Annotated in this window: 20 protein-coding genes; 3 read left to right on the top strand and 17 right to left on the bottom strand. The window is 36.3% G+C overall.

What is annotated here, in order from left to right; translation table 11 throughout:
- Positions 1-396, bottom strand: a complete 396-nt coding sequence (locus ACFQ3N_RS06840) for a hypothetical protein (protein WP_390360823.1) — start codon at positions 394-396, stop codon at positions 1-3.
- Between the two features lie 22 nt (positions 397-418).
- On the bottom strand, positions 419-844 hold the full coding sequence (locus ACFQ3N_RS06845; protein WP_390360825.1) for a type II secretion system protein: 426 nt from the start codon (positions 842-844) through the stop codon (positions 419-421).
- Positions 845-906: 62 nt separating this feature from the next.
- On the opposite strand from ACFQ3N_RS06845, the gene ACFQ3N_RS06850 reads away from it, so the two are divergent.
- Entirely contained in the window at positions 907-1,809 is a 903-nt protein-coding gene (locus tag ACFQ3N_RS06850) for a PulJ/GspJ family protein (protein WP_390360827.1), read from the top strand.
- A gap of 27 nt (positions 1,810-1,836) precedes the next feature.
- Here ACFQ3N_RS06850 and ACFQ3N_RS06855 read toward each other — a convergent pair whose 3' ends face one another.
- From ACFQ3N_RS06855 to ACFQ3N_RS06880, 6 genes are all read right to left on the bottom strand, one after another.
- Positions 1,837-2,517 carry a metal-dependent hydrolase gene (locus tag ACFQ3N_RS06855; protein ID WP_390360828.1) on the bottom strand — a complete coding sequence of 227 codons (681 nt, stop codon included), beginning with the start codon at positions 2,515-2,517 and terminating at the stop codon, positions 1,837-1,839.
- 70 nt (positions 2,518-2,587) lie between these two features.
- The gene (locus ACFQ3N_RS06860; RefSeq protein WP_390360830.1) at positions 2,588-4,138 is read right to left on the bottom strand and encodes a polyamine aminopropyltransferase; all 1,551 of its coding nucleotides are present in this window, start codon (positions 4,136-4,138) and stop codon (positions 2,588-2,590) included.
- A gap of 134 nt (positions 4,139-4,272) precedes the next feature.
- Positions 4,273-4,668: a DUF350 domain-containing protein gene (locus ACFQ3N_RS06865; RefSeq protein WP_390360832.1), complete on the bottom strand. Its 396-nt coding sequence runs from the start codon at positions 4,666-4,668 to the stop codon at positions 4,273-4,275.
- Between the two features lie 15 nt (positions 4,669-4,683).
- Positions 4,684-5,337 (bottom strand): DUF4247 domain-containing protein, encoded by a 654-nt coding sequence (locus ACFQ3N_RS06870; protein ID WP_390360834.1) that lies wholly within the window; start codon positions 5,335-5,337, stop codon positions 4,684-4,686.
- 87 nt (positions 5,338-5,424) lie between these two features.
- Positions 5,425-6,096: a PspA/IM30 family protein gene (locus ACFQ3N_RS06875; RefSeq protein ID WP_390360836.1), complete on the bottom strand. Its 672-nt coding sequence runs from the start codon at positions 6,094-6,096 to the stop codon at positions 5,425-5,427.
- A gap of 12 nt (positions 6,097-6,108) precedes the next feature.
- Positions 6,109-6,621: a DUF4178 domain-containing protein gene (locus tag ACFQ3N_RS06880; protein WP_390360837.1), complete on the bottom strand. Its 513-nt coding sequence runs from the start codon at positions 6,619-6,621 to the stop codon at positions 6,109-6,111.
- A gap of 156 nt (positions 6,622-6,777) precedes the next feature.
- Between ACFQ3N_RS06880 and ACFQ3N_RS06885 the strand changes: the two genes are divergently transcribed.
- Positions 6,778-7,875 carry a M24 family metallopeptidase gene (locus tag ACFQ3N_RS06885; protein ID WP_390360839.1) on the top strand — a complete coding sequence of 366 codons (1,098 nt, stop codon included), beginning with the start codon at positions 6,778-6,780 and terminating at the stop codon, positions 7,873-7,875.
- Between the two features lie 1,013 nt (positions 7,876-8,888).
- Here the strand turns inward: ACFQ3N_RS06885 and ald are convergent.
- The 3 genes from ald to ACFQ3N_RS06900 all read right to left on the bottom strand — a co-directional run bounded on the left by ald (position 8,889) and on the right by ACFQ3N_RS06900 (position 11,175).
- Positions 8,889-10,007, bottom strand: a complete 1,119-nt coding sequence (ald, locus tag ACFQ3N_RS06890; protein WP_390360841.1) for an alanine dehydrogenase — start codon at positions 10,005-10,007, stop codon at positions 8,889-8,891.
- A 124-nt stretch (positions 10,008-10,131) separates the two neighbouring features.
- Positions 10,132-10,926 (bottom strand): SDR family oxidoreductase, encoded by a 795-nt coding sequence (locus tag ACFQ3N_RS06895; RefSeq protein WP_390360949.1) that lies wholly within the window; start codon positions 10,924-10,926, stop codon positions 10,132-10,134.
- An 84-nt stretch (positions 10,927-11,010) separates the two neighbouring features.
- Complete coding sequence (locus ACFQ3N_RS06900) at positions 11,011-11,175, bottom strand: hypothetical protein (protein WP_390360842.1); 165 nt, start codon at positions 11,173-11,175, stop codon at positions 11,011-11,013.
- A gap of 140 nt (positions 11,176-11,315) precedes the next feature.
- On the opposite strand from ACFQ3N_RS06900, the gene ACFQ3N_RS06905 reads away from it, so the two are divergent.
- Positions 11,316-11,750: a universal stress protein gene (locus ACFQ3N_RS06905; RefSeq protein WP_390360844.1), complete on the top strand. Its 435-nt coding sequence runs from the start codon at positions 11,316-11,318 to the stop codon at positions 11,748-11,750.
- Between the two features lie 42 nt (positions 11,751-11,792).
- Here the strand turns inward: ACFQ3N_RS06905 and ACFQ3N_RS06910 are convergent, their stop codons facing one another.
- From ACFQ3N_RS06910 to ACFQ3N_RS06935, 6 genes are all read right to left on the bottom strand, one after another.
- Positions 11,793-12,305, bottom strand: coding sequence for a MogA/MoaB family molybdenum cofactor biosynthesis protein (locus ACFQ3N_RS06910; RefSeq protein WP_390360846.1), 513 nt, complete (start codon positions 12,303-12,305; stop codon positions 11,793-11,795).
- A 23-nt stretch (positions 12,306-12,328) separates the two neighbouring features.
- The gene (locus ACFQ3N_RS06915; protein WP_390360848.1) at positions 12,329-13,519 is read right to left on the bottom strand and encodes an acetate kinase; all 1,191 of its coding nucleotides are present in this window, start codon (positions 13,517-13,519) and stop codon (positions 12,329-12,331) included.
- A 23-nt stretch (positions 13,520-13,542) separates the two neighbouring features.
- Positions 13,543-14,529: a class I SAM-dependent methyltransferase gene (locus ACFQ3N_RS06920; RefSeq protein ID WP_390360850.1), complete on the bottom strand. Its 987-nt coding sequence runs from the start codon at positions 14,527-14,529 to the stop codon at positions 13,543-13,545.
- Positions 14,530-14,870: 341 nt separating this feature from the next.
- A complete protein-coding gene (gene tpx, locus ACFQ3N_RS06925; protein ID WP_390360852.1) occupies positions 14,871-15,371 on the bottom strand; it encodes a thiol peroxidase in 501 nt (166 codons plus the stop codon).
- Between the two features lie 82 nt (positions 15,372-15,453).
- Positions 15,454-15,987, bottom strand: coding sequence for a GerW family sporulation protein (ytfJ, locus tag ACFQ3N_RS06930; protein ID WP_390360854.1), 534 nt, complete (start codon positions 15,985-15,987; stop codon positions 15,454-15,456).
- 11 nt (positions 15,988-15,998) lie between these two features.
- On the bottom strand, positions 15,999-16,589 hold the full coding sequence (locus tag ACFQ3N_RS06935) for a DUF2953 domain-containing protein (RefSeq protein WP_390360856.1): 591 nt from the start codon (positions 16,587-16,589) through the stop codon (positions 15,999-16,001).
- Position 16,590 lies beyond the last annotated feature (1 nt).

Genomic DNA, 16,590 nt, shown 5'->3' on the forward strand with positions numbered 1-16,590 from the left:
TCACTCCGTCAGTAAATTGATAGTAATGGTCGTATTTTCAATGTATTGGACTGTATCAAGGGCTGTCCCTTTACTGGTAAATGAGATCTTAACCTGTTCAGAAGATTCTTCCACTATTTCAGGATTACTAATTTCATATTTATAATTACCTTTGTCATCGAGTATTTGTTGTTCCCTCAGATCTGGCAATATTATATCATCGCTATTTGCGACCGTTTCAGAAACAGTAGATTTCACTAGTTTACGGTAATAATCTACTCCCATTTCAGCAATTAGCCTAGCTTCTATATTTTTTTCCATTGTTTCTACTTGTCTTGATGTATTCGTAATTTGCGTAAACTGAACTAATATAAAAGTTAGAAATAATGTAATAATCATTAAAGTTAGTACTAACATAGCACCTTTTTCATTTTTAAAACTATTCATTTGAATCACCAGAAATGTATGTATAAGATTCACTTACTAGTCTATCATTTGATGAATAGATCTTTATTTTTGTTCGGTATAATTCGACATTTATTTCCTTACATACATTCAATTTAGCCTTATATATGTCACCATTTAGTGGATACTCTTTATAATAGACATCCTCCGTCAAAAAAGCATTGCATTCTTCTATACTATCATCAAAAAAGTCGACAACTTCTATATGCTCTGTATCACTAGCCACTTGACTTAATAAATTACTAGCAACTAACTCCTCATCCGTGTTCTCTGTCCAGCCCATTATCTGTGGGAAAATAGGTAAGAACACGGCTATAACCATTCCTAAAAGGGCTATTGATGCTACCATTTCTACAAGAGTAAAACCCCTACTATTTATTTTTTGCAATCTATTATACAATAGAGTTCACTCCTTGATAGTGACTTTTTACCTATTATATCATGAAATCGGATGTGAATTATATGCCATTTCGACAATATCATAACGAACAAGGCATGACTTTAGTGGAATTACTTGCAGCCATAAGTTTGTTTGCTATTCTTGTCACTTTATCATCGACAATTATTATCCAGCTATTAAATAGCGAAGAAAAAACGAGTGATCAAATTTCGTTAAAACAAGATACGAATGTTCTTGTAAGTGAAATGAGAAGTACATACTATGACGAAAATTCTATACTTTGTATGGACACTAGTGAAGGAAGAATAGATCTAGTAATGGATGAAACAAGTATCACTAACGGTAATAGAGAATTAGAAATTAACAATGGATGTGTAGAAAATGTAGATCATACTGAACCATTACATATATTGCTAACTACTTCTAACAAATCTGATCAAAATTTTTCTGTTAAGACAACATGGACAAGCAAAACAGACTATAACTTTTCTGTTTCCATAAATGAGGAAATTGACTTTCCAAATGAAGTTACCAAAGATAATATACGTGATGGCTGTAATTTGTCTGGAAACACATCGTTTAATATGAATGAAATAAACGCTCATTATAGATGTATAGTCACAGATGGTAATGCAGAATTTCCGAACGATTTGTTGATTAATAAGGGAAGTCTTACTCTTACAGTTGATGGGAATGCAGAGTTTTTGAAGAGTATTTCCTTACTTAAGAATAACCCAAATAATGTTGAGCTTGAGGTTTTTGGAAATGCTATTTTTAATGGCGATCTTGACTTTGAAAAAAATAAGACAGAAATCTACATACATGGAGATGCCACATTTAAGGGAAATATTATATTTAAAAAAAATCTAACAGAAATCTTTATTGAAGGTCAAATAACATGTAATAGAGAAGTCATTGGTGAGAACATGGTCATAGAAGAAAGTATTTCATGTTCCTCAAATTAAAAACGTGAGCCTTAAGCTCACGTTTAACTATAATTCCAGTTCTTCTCCAATACTCATCGCTCTACCTTCACCCGTTTTAACCTTACGAGCAAATGCCCCTGCATCCTGCTCAATTACTGGGAACGTATTATAATGCACAGGCACAATCATCTTGGCTTTAATCCATTCAGTTGCAATCAATGCATCCTCTGGTCCCATTGTAAAGTTATCACCAATTGGGACAAAAGCTACATCAATATCATTTAATTCACCAATTAACTTCAGATCTGAAAACAACCCAGTATCACCCACATGATAGATTGTTTTCCCATCAATAGTTAATAGTATTCCACCTGGCATTCCAGTATATATAGTGGAACCGTCTTCTTCAGTATACGATGAGCCATGAAATGCTTGGGTAAATTTCACATGACCAAAATCAAATTCATGTCCTCCGCCTATATGCATGGGGTGAATAGTTAGTCCTTTAGTCCCTAAATAATTAGCCAGTTCAAATGGCGCGACTACTAGCGCATCATTACGGTTGGCAATATCCACTGTATCACCCACATGATCATTATGACCGTGTGTAAGTAAAATTACATCAGCTTCCACTGTACCCGCATCCAAGTCACACGCTTCATTCCCTGATATAAATGGATCAATTAAAATGGTTTGCTTATCTGTTTTAACTTGAACAACAGAATGTCCATGATAAGATACTTTCATTTTCGTCACTCCTTTTAAAAATTTGCTACTTTATATATTCAATATGAAACTACATAATTCCTTTACCCGTTTAATAGTTCTCCCATGCATTTTCATAAAGCTGAATTAATTGAGGATCGATTAAAGTGTTCACTTCCAAATTGACAGTGTTTCCTTTATCATCTGTTATCTGTTGATCTTCATCTCTTCCGAATCCAGTTAATCCCTTCAGTATACCATCTGTTAAAAATCTGGTAGACTTATTGATCGTAATCGAATCCATGTCAATTTGCCCTCTACTTGCCATCACAAACCCCCAATTCCCGAAACTAGGGACATCAACATGAAGATTTTCTGTTTCCATTCCTGTTGATGCAACTGTCTTAGAAATGGTCCAATATACTTCGGTTGCAAAAATGGGACTAGTTGCCTGAATCATTGCCGCTCCCCCCGGTAACAAATGATTCCGTATAAGAGAGTAGAATTCCTTTGTGTACAGCTTGTTTAAACTTTCATTATTCGGATCAGGCAAATCTACAATAATTGCGTCATACCATTCCTCGCTACTTTCCAAAAATGTAAATGCATCCATATGAATTACCTCTACCTTATCATTCGTTAATGCGCCTTCATTTAATTCAAGAAGCAGACGATTGGAATTTGCCAGATCCGTTACTGCCGGGTCAAGGTCCACAACGGTTATGTCGTTTACATTTTCATATTTAAGTACTTCCTTTGCAGCTATTCCATCCCCGCCACCTAAAATCAAGATATTCTCAGGTTCCTTTGCATATTCCATTGTAGGGTGGACAAGCACTTCATGATACCGATATTCATCGATTGAACTTAATTGTAAAGATCCATCCAGGAACAACCTCGTATCATCCTGATCCTGTGTGAGGATTATTTTTTGGTAGGCGCTTTGCTCCATATGTATAATTGGATCCTTATACAATTTTTGTTCAAAACTAAATGCCATTGCCTCTCCAAAAAATAAACCAATTACCAGCATTAGCCCAATACTAAGTCCGACAATAGCATGTATTGCAAATCGACGAATTTCTTTACGGAAAAGCCATAATACGATTAACGCTACTGTTAAATTGATACAGCCGACAAGAAAGGCAGATTTCACCATGCCAAATTGCGGCCGTAGTAAAAATACAAACAACAGACCACCAACAAGCCCACCGGCATAATCAGAGAACAAAACCCTGGCCGTGCTCTTGTTTAGTGTTACCCCAATTTCATTTGCTTTACGTATCAGAATCGGTAATTCAACACCTGTCAATGCACCAACAATTATTGTTATCAGATATAAGTAAAATGCATCCGTTCCAGCTGGTGCAAATGCTGTAATACCAAACATGGTAAAGCTCGAAAAGCCTCCAATTATGGCCACAGAAAACTCAATATAGATAAATGCTATGATTAAGTTTTTCATTACTTTTTCACTTAAACTAGCACCTATTCCCATTCCCGTTAAGAATAACGATATTGTCAGTGTATACTGTTTAACGCCATCACCTAATATGTATGAACCCAGGGCACCAAACAATACTTCAAAAATAATTCCACAAATTGATACAATTCCGGAGGCCCAATAGATGAAGTTGCTTTGTCTTATAGATTTATCGTCCACACTAACCACTCCATGATTTCAAACCATTATATAATCTTGGCTTTACTGCTAGTATTTAAACTTTAAAATAATGATGCGGTCAAGCATATATGCTGACCGCTTCATTAAAGTCCATTCTTTTTTGTTCAGATCTACTATGTAATAGATGCACCAATAACAAAAGCTAACCCGATTGAAACTCCCATCGATATAGTTCCTACCGCAATGTTATTTTTCAGTAATTGTTCCTGAACGGAAAACTTGCGTGTAAACAGTTCAAACAATACATAAGCAAGCATTTGCAATATCATACCATATACGCCCCAAATTAGTGTTTCATAAACCTCATTACTATGATAAATTGCAAAAGCTAACACAATACATATACCTATTATTTTTCCGGCAATGGATAATGCTACTGCTTGATTCCCTTTTAAAACCTCATCCATATCTTTGTATTTACGTGTAATCTGCTCAAAAATAACTAAACCAATCAAAACGATAACTACTGAGATAGCAAAATATACAAACGTCGCTATAAATGGTCCCATTTTGTCACACTCCTTTTATTTTCCTGATCCAGGCCCGCCGCCTCTATATGAAGAATTGCCACGGCCAGGTGTACCATATCCTTGTCCTGTATAGCCACCATAACAGTTTCCTGTTCTACATTCACTAGCTCTTCTATTTCCCCAATTATTCACACCAAGAACACTATCTAAAATTCGGAATGCAAAATAAGTTTGCAAAAAACTTGGCGAATAATTCTTTTGTACAAATTCATCCTCAGCAACTTCAATTAGCATTACATCCTGATCATCATCACTAACCTTCAATGTAACAAAGTGGTTTGGATAGATTAAAATTTGTTGACTATCCTTCACTTCACTTATTTCCTCTGGTGTTATTGCAGATGTAAGTACAGCTTCCAACTCTGACAAGCTAAATACATTTGTTGCATATATTTCTGCACTTTGATTACCTTCACCAGTAACAACATCCATTAAAGGAAAATTGGATTCGATAATGCTATCAATATCATTACTTGTATTTCCTTTAATAGTAGAAGTAAGTTCGTCTTTGCCAGGTTCCTGAGGGAGGTCACCTGCAGTTATCGTTACTTCTTCTGGCATACCTCTATCCTGAAAAGGAGATGAGCAAGCAGTTGCTATAAGGGTTATGAATAATAAACATATGAGAACAATCCATTTTTTTATCAAACAGATCCCCCTTTCTATTTCGAACAATAACATAGTAGGGACAGCCACTTTTATAAAGCAAGAGTCTGTCCCGGTTCCTTACTCTTCTTATTGCTTACCCATTTTCTTTTTTAGTGCTGCAAGCTCATCATCTATTCCGTTTTTGTTCTCTAATTCTTCAAATTCGTCATCCAATGTACGGCTAGCTTTTGAAAGGTCCTCACTGGTTTCAGCTTCTGCTTCAAATTGCATAACCTTTTCTTCCATTCGTTCAAATCCTTGTTTGGAGTCATCACTTCCTATCGAAGACATTGTCCGATTCATCTTCGTTCTGGTTTTAGCTGATTCTGCACGTGCTTTTAGAGAATCTTTTTGAAGGGTCATCTGTTGATATTCTTTTTTCATTTCATCAAGCTTAGTTCTAAGTGTATCGGAGTCAAGCTTTGCCCGCTCCCAGGATTCTTTTAGCAATGCTGCTTGGCTCTCATGCTCTCCTTTATCCTCTAGTGCACGTCGAGCCAGATCTTCATTACCAGATTCAATTGCTTGCTCTGCTTGACTTTGGCGTTTCTCCACCATTGCCTGCGCATCATCTGATTTACGTTTAAGCATCTTTTCGTTAGCAATCTGCTTGGCAACAGCTTCTTCTACTTCACGAATATCTTCAGCCATGTCCCGCATAAATTGTTCCAGCATTTTAACAGGATCTTCAGCCTTATCAAGCATGGCATTCATTTCAGAACCCACTACCGTTTTAACTCGTTTGAAAAATTTGAACATAGTAATCCTCCTCTATTTTGATCCAGCTAATATTTTAAGTTCATAAGATTCAATAGGGTACCCATAACTTGCTTCTATCTCCGTTTCCCACGATTCAAAACTTAAATAATGTGCTTCGTCTTCTGTACTATAGACTGCATAGTTTGTTTCTGAACCATGAAGATTGGCACTCCTACCCTCTCCTTGAACTCTTGCTGTTCCAGTCTCTTCCAGAAAAAAATTCCTATTCTCATAAGTTAATTCTTTTGGAAAAGGTTTTGATACAGGGTATTGTATTTTCTTGTATATACCCAACTCCAGTTCATCATCCATTTCTGCAGCCAGCCAGATAGTATCTTTTCCTTCTAGTAACTGATAGCCGTACCATTCATAGCTTCCATCCCGGTATGTGATTTTCCCGACAACCTCATAGTCTCTAAGGTCATAGGTTACGATATCACCAACTGCTATGGACAATGCTGTACGTTCTTTTGGTACGGGTTTATGCTGTTCTTTTTTTGAGAAAATTTTTGAAAATAGACCCATTACGCCACCTCATATGCCATCTAAAATGTTGTTCCATATTTAATACGTATTTATTTATAAAAAGGTTTCATAAATAAGAGTAACATAATTTCTTTTTTTGAAAGGTTATTTTGTTTTGCTATAATGGAAATAATTAAATTTAAATGAGGTGCTTACATGACAAACAGATTAGACACACTACTGGATAAAATAAAAGAGAATAACGTTGATAGTATGCTTGTTACATCAAAAGCAAACTTCTACTACCTGAGCAATTACTATACAGAGCCACATGAACGTGTTATTGCTGTCTACGTTAGTCAATGCCATGATCCATTATTAATAGTACCCTCTATGGAAATAGAAGATGCCAAAAATGCTGGTTGGAGTTATGAACTAATTGGTTACGAGGATCATGAAGATCCCTGGAGCCTCTTTAAGGACTATCTGAAACGAAACAATAGTATTCCTCAATCAATAAGTCTTGAGCATAACCATCTGACAATGGAACGTTACAATCAAATAAAACAAGTTCTTCCTAAGGCAAACATATCAGACGCACAGGTAATATTAGCCAACTTAAGAGTTATCAAAAGCAAGAAAGAATATACACTTCTTAAACAAGCAGCTTCTCTAGCTGACTTTGGAGTAGAAACAGGAATAAAAGCAATAAATAAAGGAGTTAGCGAACTGGAAGTTATTGCTAAAATAGAATATGAATTGAAAAAACAAGGTATTCAGGAAATGTCTTTTAACACTATGTGTTTATCTGGTACAAAAACAGCATCCCCGCATGGCACACCCAACATGAAAAAGATAACAGAAGGAGATATGGTGTTATTTGATCTCGGTGTCATATTTGAAGGCTATTGTTCAGACACAACTAGAACCGTTGCATATAAATCAATAACAAAAGAGCAAGAAAAAATTTATAACACTGTACTCTCTGCTGAACAAAAGTCATTTGAAGCTTCTCAAATAGGTACGGCTGTAGGAGATATTGATCAAGCTGCGAGAAATCACATTTCCCAAGCTGGTTACGGGGATTACTTTAAACACCGTATTGGTCATGGCATAGGTATACAAACACACGAGTACCCTTCCATGCATAGCAAGAACGAACTTCCGCTTCAAGCAGGGATGTGCTACACAATTGAACCTGGAATCTATGTTCCGAATACTGGAGGAGTGAGGATCGAGGATATGGTTTTCATGACTGACAGAGGACCGGAATCATTAACCAAATTTCCAAAAGAATTACAAATAATTGAATAATAGAACAAAAGCTCGAAGTGCCCGTTTAGCGACGTATGGGCTGCGCCCGCGCATCGCGGGTGGGTCGACGTTGGACCGGGAGCCCGTTTTTAGTCGGCCGTCCTAATGCTTAATCGAATCGATGTTGACTTATCGTAAGGAGGATTAGGAAGCCCACTAACAGTACGGGCGCTGGAGCCGAACGTGGCTTAAACAGTTAAAAGTTAACCATGGGCTCCTATTTTTATAAATTCCTAAGCAGTTAAAAAAGAGCATTCAATGTTAACGAGTTCCGTTACCTATCGCAAAACTCGAAATCACACTATAAAATGTACCTAAATTTGTACAATTAATCGCATCGTATTAATAGTGGTATTTCGTAACTAAAAATTTAAAAATCTCTGTTCACTGGACTGAGATTTTTCTTGGCAAATAAGAAAGCATTCCTGTAATAAAGCAAAATGCGTATTGAATAAAAAAGGTCCCCTTGGTGTGACAACCTATCTTTTTTGCGGACTCATTGGACCTTATTTTCTTTCATTATGTATATTCATCGCTGTTGTCGGACTCAGCGGACCTTATTTGTAACAGTTCTAGGGGTAATAGACTGTTTTTTAATGCAATAAGGTCCGTTGAGTCCGCTCGACCTTAAAATCATTGTTTTTGACACAAATAAGGGCACTGGGGTCCGCTTAAAATTTCTCCGTCCATTATCTACCTCTTTTCACAAGAAGCGACTGCTCTTCTTGTGCCATCCGTAAAACGATTCCCAATTTATTGGTAAATTTATGTATGGTAATTTGCATCCGAATTTGTAGGTCAAAATGTAGACTTACACTTGCTATTATTACCAAACAAATCGGGGGTATAAATCACACGACAATTATAATGGATTTTAAACAGTAAATTTCTATTATACCACCAAAAAATGCTCATCAAATTTGCATACACCTTGATGGGCATTTTACGTTACATTTTTAATGTTTGTGATAGGAACAAAACCCGTTACATTCAATGTGCTCTTTTTTAATGGTTTATTTTTTTAATAGGGCATGTGCGTCATCATAAGCTAATTCATGTGATTCTGCAACAGCCTTGAACGTTACATAGCCATCTAATGTATTAAGTCCTTTAAACAATGCTTCATTATCAAGACATGCTTTTTTATAACCTTTATTAGCCAACTGTAATGCATATGGAACAGTTACGTTTGTTAAACCAATAGTTGATGTTCGTGGTACAGCGCCAGGCATATTTGCAACAGAGTAATGTAACACTCCATGCTTTGTATATGTAGGATTATCATGTGTCGTTATACGATCACTCGTTTCAAAAATACCACCTTGATCAATTGCAACATCAACAATTACAGATCCTTCTTTCATACCTCGCACCATTTCATCGGAGATAAGCTTGGGTGCTTTCGCTCCTGGAATTAAAACAGCTCCAATTACTAGATCTGATTCAGCAATAGATTCACTAATAGAAAGCGGATTGGACATCATTGTATTGATCGACGAACCAAAAATGTCATCTAGTTGCCTTAATCGCTCAGGATTTAAGTCAATAATAGTTACATCAGCACCTAATCCAACTGCTATTTTAGTAGCATTTGTACCAACTACACCGCCACCAATTATGGTAACCTTTCCACGTTTCACACCTGGAATCCCAGCTAAAAGTATCCCTTTACCACCTTTAGATTTCTCTAAAAATTGTGCACCGATTTGTGAGGCCATACGTCCAGCTACTTCACTCATTGGTGTTAGAAGTGGTAATGAATTATTAGATAATTGAACCGTCTCATATGCGATACCGACTACTTTTTTATCGATTAATGCTTTCGTTAATTCTGGTTCAGCTGCTAGATGTAAATAAGTAAATAAAATAAGACCCTCATAAAAATAGTCATATTCCTCAGATAGAGGTTCTTTTACTTTCATTACCATTTCTTGCTCCCAAGTTTCTTTTGCAGTGGATACAATAATGGCACCCGCTTCGGTATATTGATCATCCATAAATCCAGATCCTAACCCTGCTTCAGTTTCAACAAAAACGTCATGCCCTGCCTGTTTTAAAGACAATACTCCTGCCGGTGTGATGGCGACTCTGTTTTCGTTATTTTTAATTTCTCTTGGTATTCCAATTTTCATTTTAAAATCCTCCTAACACTATTATTATTATAATTTTTGGAAGAATTATAGATATAATCTTAGAAAGTATTTCCTACTTCCGAGTGTAACAAATACATCAGAAAAAAGCACCAATAATAATTTATTACCTATAACGATGAATCACATCCTGACCACCAGTAATTTCAAAAACAGAACCTGTAATCATATCAGAGTCATCATCACATAAAAAAAGAATGGTTCTTGCAATATCTTCACCAGTTCCAGATCGTCCTACCGGGGTATCATCATCAAAAATTTTTTTGCTGTCTTTTATTTGAGCTTCTTTCATAGCCCCCATAATATTTCCGGGACAGACCATATTTGAAGTGATTTTATACTCAGCCTCTTCGAAAGCGATTGTTTTTGTCAATGAGACCAAGCCGCTTTTTGCTGCGGCAAACGCCGAACGATACAACCAGCCGGATGCACTGTTTGCACCTTGAAATCCATAATTTATAATCCTGCCAAATTTTTGCTTACGCATGTATGGAACTGTTAACTTTAATAAATAGAAGACTGCGTCCAGATTTCCTCGCATCATTTCCTGCCATTCTTCCTCAGAATAATCAAGTAGTTTTTTCCGCTCAAAAATGAATGGACCAGCGTTATTAATTAAATAATCAATCCCTCCTTGATGCTTATTTGCAGCATCCACTAAGTCCTCCATATCCCTCTTTTGTGTAACATCAGCTTGTACGATATGTAATAAATCACTATAGGCAGATAAATCTTCTTTAACCTGTAAAGACTTTTCAAGATTACTATGATATGTAGTGGTTACATGATGACCTGCCTTCAAGAAAGCTTCTATTACTTGCCTGCCAAGTCCAGAAGTTCCTGCAGTTATTAGAGCATGACCCAATTTTCGCCCCCCTTTACAACAAAAAGAACCATCAATTTATATCTAAAATTATATCATAATACAAGCCCCTAAAGGAAAACAATCCATCCCCGTAGCAAGGATGGATTGTCCTAATCATTATTATTTTTTTTGGTTATTAAACGTGTATATGCCCCTATTATTGTGCAATTGGTCTTCTACTACGCCACTTTGATAACTTTCATTTAGTTGGTTTTGTACAGCTGCTACACCATCTTTATCCTCAAAAAACGTTTCTTTTTTCTGCTTCTTTTCTTTTTTTACCAACACCATCACCTCCATGCTTAGTGTGTCCACAAAATTGTAACTCTATCGATATTTTGGTTACCATATTTAGTAAAAAAGGCTTACTATACGACTGAAAAGGGTATATAATAAATATAGAGAGATGAAAGGGGAGAGGAAGCATGGATTTTGAATACAAGAATATTGTGGTTGCCGTTGACGGTTCTGAAGCATCAGAAAAGGCTTTTAAAAAATCATTAGATATTGTAAAACGCAACCATGCAAGGCTTATCCTCGCACATGTAGTTGATTCGCGGACATTTGCTACAGCGGAAGCCTATGACCGCACCCTAGCAGAACGAGCAGAAGAATACGCAAAAGAACTATTAGACAGTTATGTTGAGAATGCCAAAACAGTAGGTGTTACAGACCTTGTACGATGTGTAGAATATGGTTCACCAAAAGTAAAAATTGCTAAAGATATTGCACAAAGCTTTGGTGCTGACTTAATTATTTGCGGAGCAACAGGAATGAATGCTGTAGAACGTTTCCTGATTGGCAGCGTATCAGAGAGTATTACAAGGTATGCCAACTGTGACGTGTTAGTCATACGATAAGTTTCCATATTCAAAACGTCCTCCAATTGGGAGGACGTTTTATTATTCTATATCCTTTTTCACTTCTTTAACAGTGTGTGAGAGCTCCGGTAAAATTAATTTATTCATAGCCAGTTTCACTGCTCCAGATGAACCTGGTGTGGCAAATATAACGGTATGATTACTAACACCTGCTAAAGCTCGTGAAAGTATAGCAGCAGAACCAATGTCCTCTTGATAGCTTAACATCCTGAATAGCTCACCGAATCCCGACATTTCTTTATCAAGCATGTTTTTGATAGTCTCAATGGTAACATCTCGAAAAGAAACTCCTGTACCACCATTGGTTAAAATGACATCAACATCCTGATTGTTCCGTCCAGTATCAATCATATTTTTAATTGCAGACCTTTCATCAGGTACTATTTCTTTCAGAACAATCCGATGACCAGCTTGTTCTAACAGTTTAACCATTAAGTTCCCACTTTTGTCTGTTTTGTCAGTCCTTGTATCACTAACTGTTATAATCATACAATTTACAGATAACTGATTGTTTTTATGTTCCTTAACAGACATACCCTTTCTCCCCTCTTTTATAACTAACTATCGGAAGTTAAGCGTACCGTATCACGCGCTATCATAACTTCTTCATTCGTTGGGATAATCATCACTTTAACTGGTGAATGTGGGTAGCTTATAAATGCTTCTTTACCACGAACCTTATTTAATTTAGGATCCCAATAAACACCCATGAACTCTAATCCGGTTAAAACTTTCTCACGAATCGTATCACTGTTTTCCCCAACTCCAGCAGTAAATATAATAGCATCGACTCCAGACATTCTTGCCGCATACGAGCCTAAATATTTGTGAATACGAGCAGCAAAGACTTCTAGTGCAAGTTCTGCACGATCATCATCTAAAGCGTGTTGTTCGATGTCACGTAAATCGCTGGAAAACCCTGATAATGCTAGCATTCCACTCTTTTTATTCAGTACTTCAATTACATCAAAAGCAGATTGACCTGTTTTCTCCATGATGTAGGGTATCAATGCAGGGTCAATATTCCCAGAACGTGTACCCATTGTGACTCCAGCTAGCGGTGTGAAACCCATTGACGTGTCAATAGAACGCCCTTGTTCAATGGCTGCTATACTCGCCCCATTTCCCAAGTGACACGAAATTAAACGCAATTGCTCTAATGGCATTCCAAGCATTTCAGCTGCCCGTTGTGAAACATATTTATGTGAGGTCCCATGAAAACCATATTTTCGGATTCCATATTTTTCATAATATTCATATGGTAAGCTATATAAATATGATTTCTCCGGCATCGTTTGGTGAAAAGCTGTATCAAATACAGCGACCATGGGAATATTTGGTAAAATTTCTTGAAATGCACGAATTCCTGTAAGATTAGCCGGATTGTGTAATGGAGCTAATTCTGATACTTCATCTATTGTTTGTATAACTTCTTCAGTGATTTTTACTGAATCATTAAAATTCTCTCCACCATGAACTACACGATGTCCAATAGCATCAATTTCCTCTAAGGATTGTATGATCCCTGAAGCCTTTAACTTTTCAAGTAAATGTTTAACTGCCTGTTCGTGATTAGGTATATCATTCACCATTTTATCTTTATTATCGTTTATCTCCATAGTAAAGACAGAATCAGAAATCCCTATTCGCTCGATTAAGCCTTTAGCCATTACCTCTTCCATGGGCATTTGAATCAACTGAAATTTTAATGAAGAACTACCAGCATTTATAGCTAAAACATTACTCAATGAAGCTCAACTCCTTCTTGGATCTATTTGCTATTATACGTAGAAAACCAAGCATTCATCTGGCTTAATATATCCTCCATAGCTTTCGTATTTTTAAATGAAGGAAGTTTAACAAGCAAAGGTTGTTTCGGAGTAACTGTATTTTCGCCTTTCTTTTGTAAAACTAGAATACTCTTACTATTTTTTTCTGATTTAAAGGCACTTTCAGGTAATTGTAAGACTCCTACAATATGTGCATACTCATGTAAAAAAGTATGAAGTTTATCTGATTGGTCACTTTCAAACAGAAAACTTGGAATAACAAATATTAGGTATCCACCATCCTTTGTATAACGTAAACTTTGCTCCATGAGAAGGTGATGAGAGTAAGAATGACCAGTATCAGCCTTAAGCTCGAAATCATTAGCTCGAACGTCATCTGGATAGTACCCTATTGGCAAGTCAGCAACTACTAAGTCAACTGGATCTAATAAAAATGGTGTTAAACTATCCTGGTGGAAGAATTCAACCTGCTTCTTCTGTAAGTTTGCATTCAGCAATGAGAGTTTAATTAATGTTGGGTCCACCTCACTTGCAAGAGCATCGACCTGTTGCTTCAAGTGGTCCAAAACAACCGTTAATAAATTAGCAGTTCCACTTACAGGGTCAAAAATACGCAGGTTCTCTTTAGGTTCTGTCACCTTCTCTGCAAGATATCCTACGATTAAAGCAACAGTATCAGGCGTCATTAAATGCTGTTGTTGAGTCGATCCCTTCATTCCTTTTAGAATAGCAAGCTGTGTTGCCTTACGAATATCTTCCGTATTGTAAGCAGCAGTGTCTATATTTTTTAGCTGATTTTGTAATTTATGCGTTAATATATCATCAATCTCCTCCGAAACATTCTGGTGAAAAAGTGTTTCAAACGAAACTGCTAAGCTATCTAAGTATGGTTCATTTTCATGCTGTTGAATTGTTTCTGTTGTTTGGTCAATCCATTCGAATAACGTTTCTACATTTGATTTATTCATTATTTATCCTCCGTTCCATCCTGCTAAAGCGTTTCTATTGTACCAAAATAAAGGTGGGGATGTACAAATAAAGGTATCAAACAAAAGGAAAGCGCCTTGAATGACAAGACAAATATAAGCAGGTCGCGTAGTGTGGATACCTTTAAGTTGATCTGCTTATACCTCGGGTGTCTAAGCACTGGACGATGAAAACGTCACGTCCTTGAAAATCTGTGCGATGCTACGTTTTAAAGAAGCATTCCTTATCCTGTACGTTTTAGCTATGACTTTTCAAATTATACTTTCATTACTTATAATAAAAATCTCCCCCACTTATTGTAGTGAGGGAGATTTACTTTGACTTATTTAGCAGCCTGAGCAGCTTTTAATGCTTCATCATAATCTGGATGGTTCGTTACTTCTTTTACATACTCTACATATGTTACTTTGTCGTTAGAGTCTACAACAAATATAGATCTTGATAGCAATCGTAATTCCTTAATTAACACACCATATTTTTCACCGAAATCTGCATCGCGATGGTCTGATAACGTTTCTAATTTTGTAATATCATTAGCTGAAGACCAACGTTTCTGCGCAAATGGCAAGTCCATACTAATTGTTAAAACTTGTACGTTTTCAATTTTGTCTGCTTCCTCATTAAATCGTTTTGTCTGTTCAGCACAAACGCCAGTATCAATGGACGGTACAACACTAATTAACTTTACTTTTCCTTTATAGTCATCGAAGTTGGCCTCTTTTAAGTCGTTTGTCAACACTTTAAAGTTTTGTGCCTGATCCCCGACTTTAATTTCTGTACCCACAAGTGTGACAGGTTCTTGATGGAATGTAACATTAGCCATATGAATCATTCCTCCTAAAAATTTACTTTCTATATAATTAAATTATGAAGAAGTACAAGTCATATGTCCAATGATTCAAATCTTAAATGTCATAATTTGAACGTTCATTTTGTTGTTTATTCTCTTTTCCCTTTTTCTCATCCTTGGATTTATCCTGGTCTTGGTCTTTATCTTTATTTTTATCTTGGTCTTTATCCTTTTCTTTGCCTTGGTTTGAACCGATTGATTGCGTTGCTTCTTTCAGCATTTGTTGGATCTTATCTACAGCTTGAGGTGCAAAGTCAATCATCTTTTCATATATATGTGTACTTTGATCTAAATGCACCATTTTCACACCTCGATCACTTACAATTAAAAATGCTACAGGTGTTATCGAGACACCTCCACCACTACCACCTCCAAATGGAAGTACATCTTCACTTGAATCACCTGAACTTTGAGATGGACTAAATTCACTTCCACCTGCAGCAAAGCCAAACCCAAGTTTAGATACTGGAATAATCACACTTCCATCTGGAGATTCAACTGGGTCACCAATAATCGTATTTACTTCAATCATATCCTTTAAACTTTCCATTGCTGTAGTCATTAAGCCTTGAATCGGGTGCTCATCCATTTTAATCCTCCTTAAATAAGTGCCTTCTCTTTTAATGGAACTTTCCGCATCACTTTAATAAGCGCGTATATAGCTTTTACTAATCTGATCGATACCATACAATCCAATTTTGAATGTATGTATTTATGTTGATAATGGGGAATAACTTTAAGGTCGGGCTCACATTTAAACGAACTTTTATTATATAAAAGACCTGTAATTACACCCTTTAGTGTCCATACACCTCCAACCGTTATTCCAGTGGTACTAGCTTCTCCAGTACCTATATGAGTACTCCAATCGATACGGTGAAAATACAAATTTCGTAATAACATAATAATCATTGCATTCGCTTCTCGGCTTTGATCGATAGCTTTTTGAAATCCATTATATATATACTTTAAGCTTTCAAGAAAACTTTTATTCTTAAACAAGTGCCAAATTTCGGGACGGTCACTAGTTGTCAGTTCAATATCTTTTGTCAGTAGTCGAATTCTATACATATAAACACTAACCACTAGAGTTTGATCGTCTTTTTTATATGTGTATTTACATGATATATATATCTTTGAAAGAAGAATGATAACCATTAAGATGACAACACCCAACAAGATCCAAACCACT

The sequence above is a fragment of the Virgibacillus byunsanensis genome, from assembly GCF_042675965.1.
GTDB lineage: Bacteria > Bacillota > Bacilli > Bacillales > Amphibacillaceae > Virgibacillus_R > Virgibacillus_R byunsanensis.

Excerpts from the sequence above, each read along its gene's own strand:
- ACFQ3N_RS06840 (WP_390360823.1), bottom strand. The coding sequence starts at position 396 with ATGTTAGTACTAACTTTAATGATTATTACATTATTTCTAACTTTTATA.
- ACFQ3N_RS06850 (WP_390360827.1), top strand. The coding sequence starts at position 907 with ATGCCATTTCGACAATATCATAACGAACAAGGCATGACTTTAGTGGAA.
- ACFQ3N_RS06855 (WP_390360828.1), bottom strand. The coding sequence starts at position 2,517 with ATGAAAGTATCTTATCATGGACATTCTGTTGTTCAAGTTAAAACAGAT.
- ACFQ3N_RS06865 (WP_390360832.1), bottom strand. The coding sequence starts at position 4,668 with ATGGGACCATTTATAGCGACGTTTGTATATTTTGCTATCTCAGTAGTT.
- ACFQ3N_RS06875 (WP_390360836.1), bottom strand. The coding sequence starts at position 6,096 with ATGTTCAAATTTTTCAAACGAGTTAAAACGGTAGTGGGTTCTGAAATG.
- ACFQ3N_RS06880 (WP_390360837.1), bottom strand. The coding sequence starts at position 6,621 with ATGGGTCTATTTTCAAAAATTTTCTCAAAAAAAGAACAGCATAAACCC.
- ACFQ3N_RS06885 (WP_390360839.1), top strand. The coding sequence starts at position 6,778 with ATGACAAACAGATTAGACACACTACTGGATAAAATAAAAGAGAATAAC.
- ald (WP_390360841.1), bottom strand. The coding sequence starts at position 10,007 with ATGAAAATTGGAATACCAAGAGAAATTAAAAATAACGAAAACAGAGTC.
- ACFQ3N_RS06905 (WP_390360844.1), top strand. The coding sequence starts at position 11,316 with ATGGATTTTGAATACAAGAATATTGTGGTTGCCGTTGACGGTTCTGAA.
- ACFQ3N_RS06910 (WP_390360846.1), bottom strand. The coding sequence starts at position 12,305 with ATGTCTGTTAAGGAACATAAAAACAATCAGTTATCTGTAAATTGTATG.
- ACFQ3N_RS06920 (WP_390360850.1), bottom strand. The coding sequence starts at position 14,529 with ATGAATAAATCAAATGTAGAAACGTTATTCGAATGGATTGACCAAACA.
- tpx (WP_390360852.1), bottom strand. The coding sequence starts at position 15,371 with ATGGCTAATGTTACATTCCATCAAGAACCTGTCACACTTGTGGGTACA.
- ytfJ (WP_390360854.1), bottom strand. The coding sequence starts at position 15,987 with ATGGATGAGCACCCGATTCAAGGCTTAATGACTACAGCAATGGAAAGT.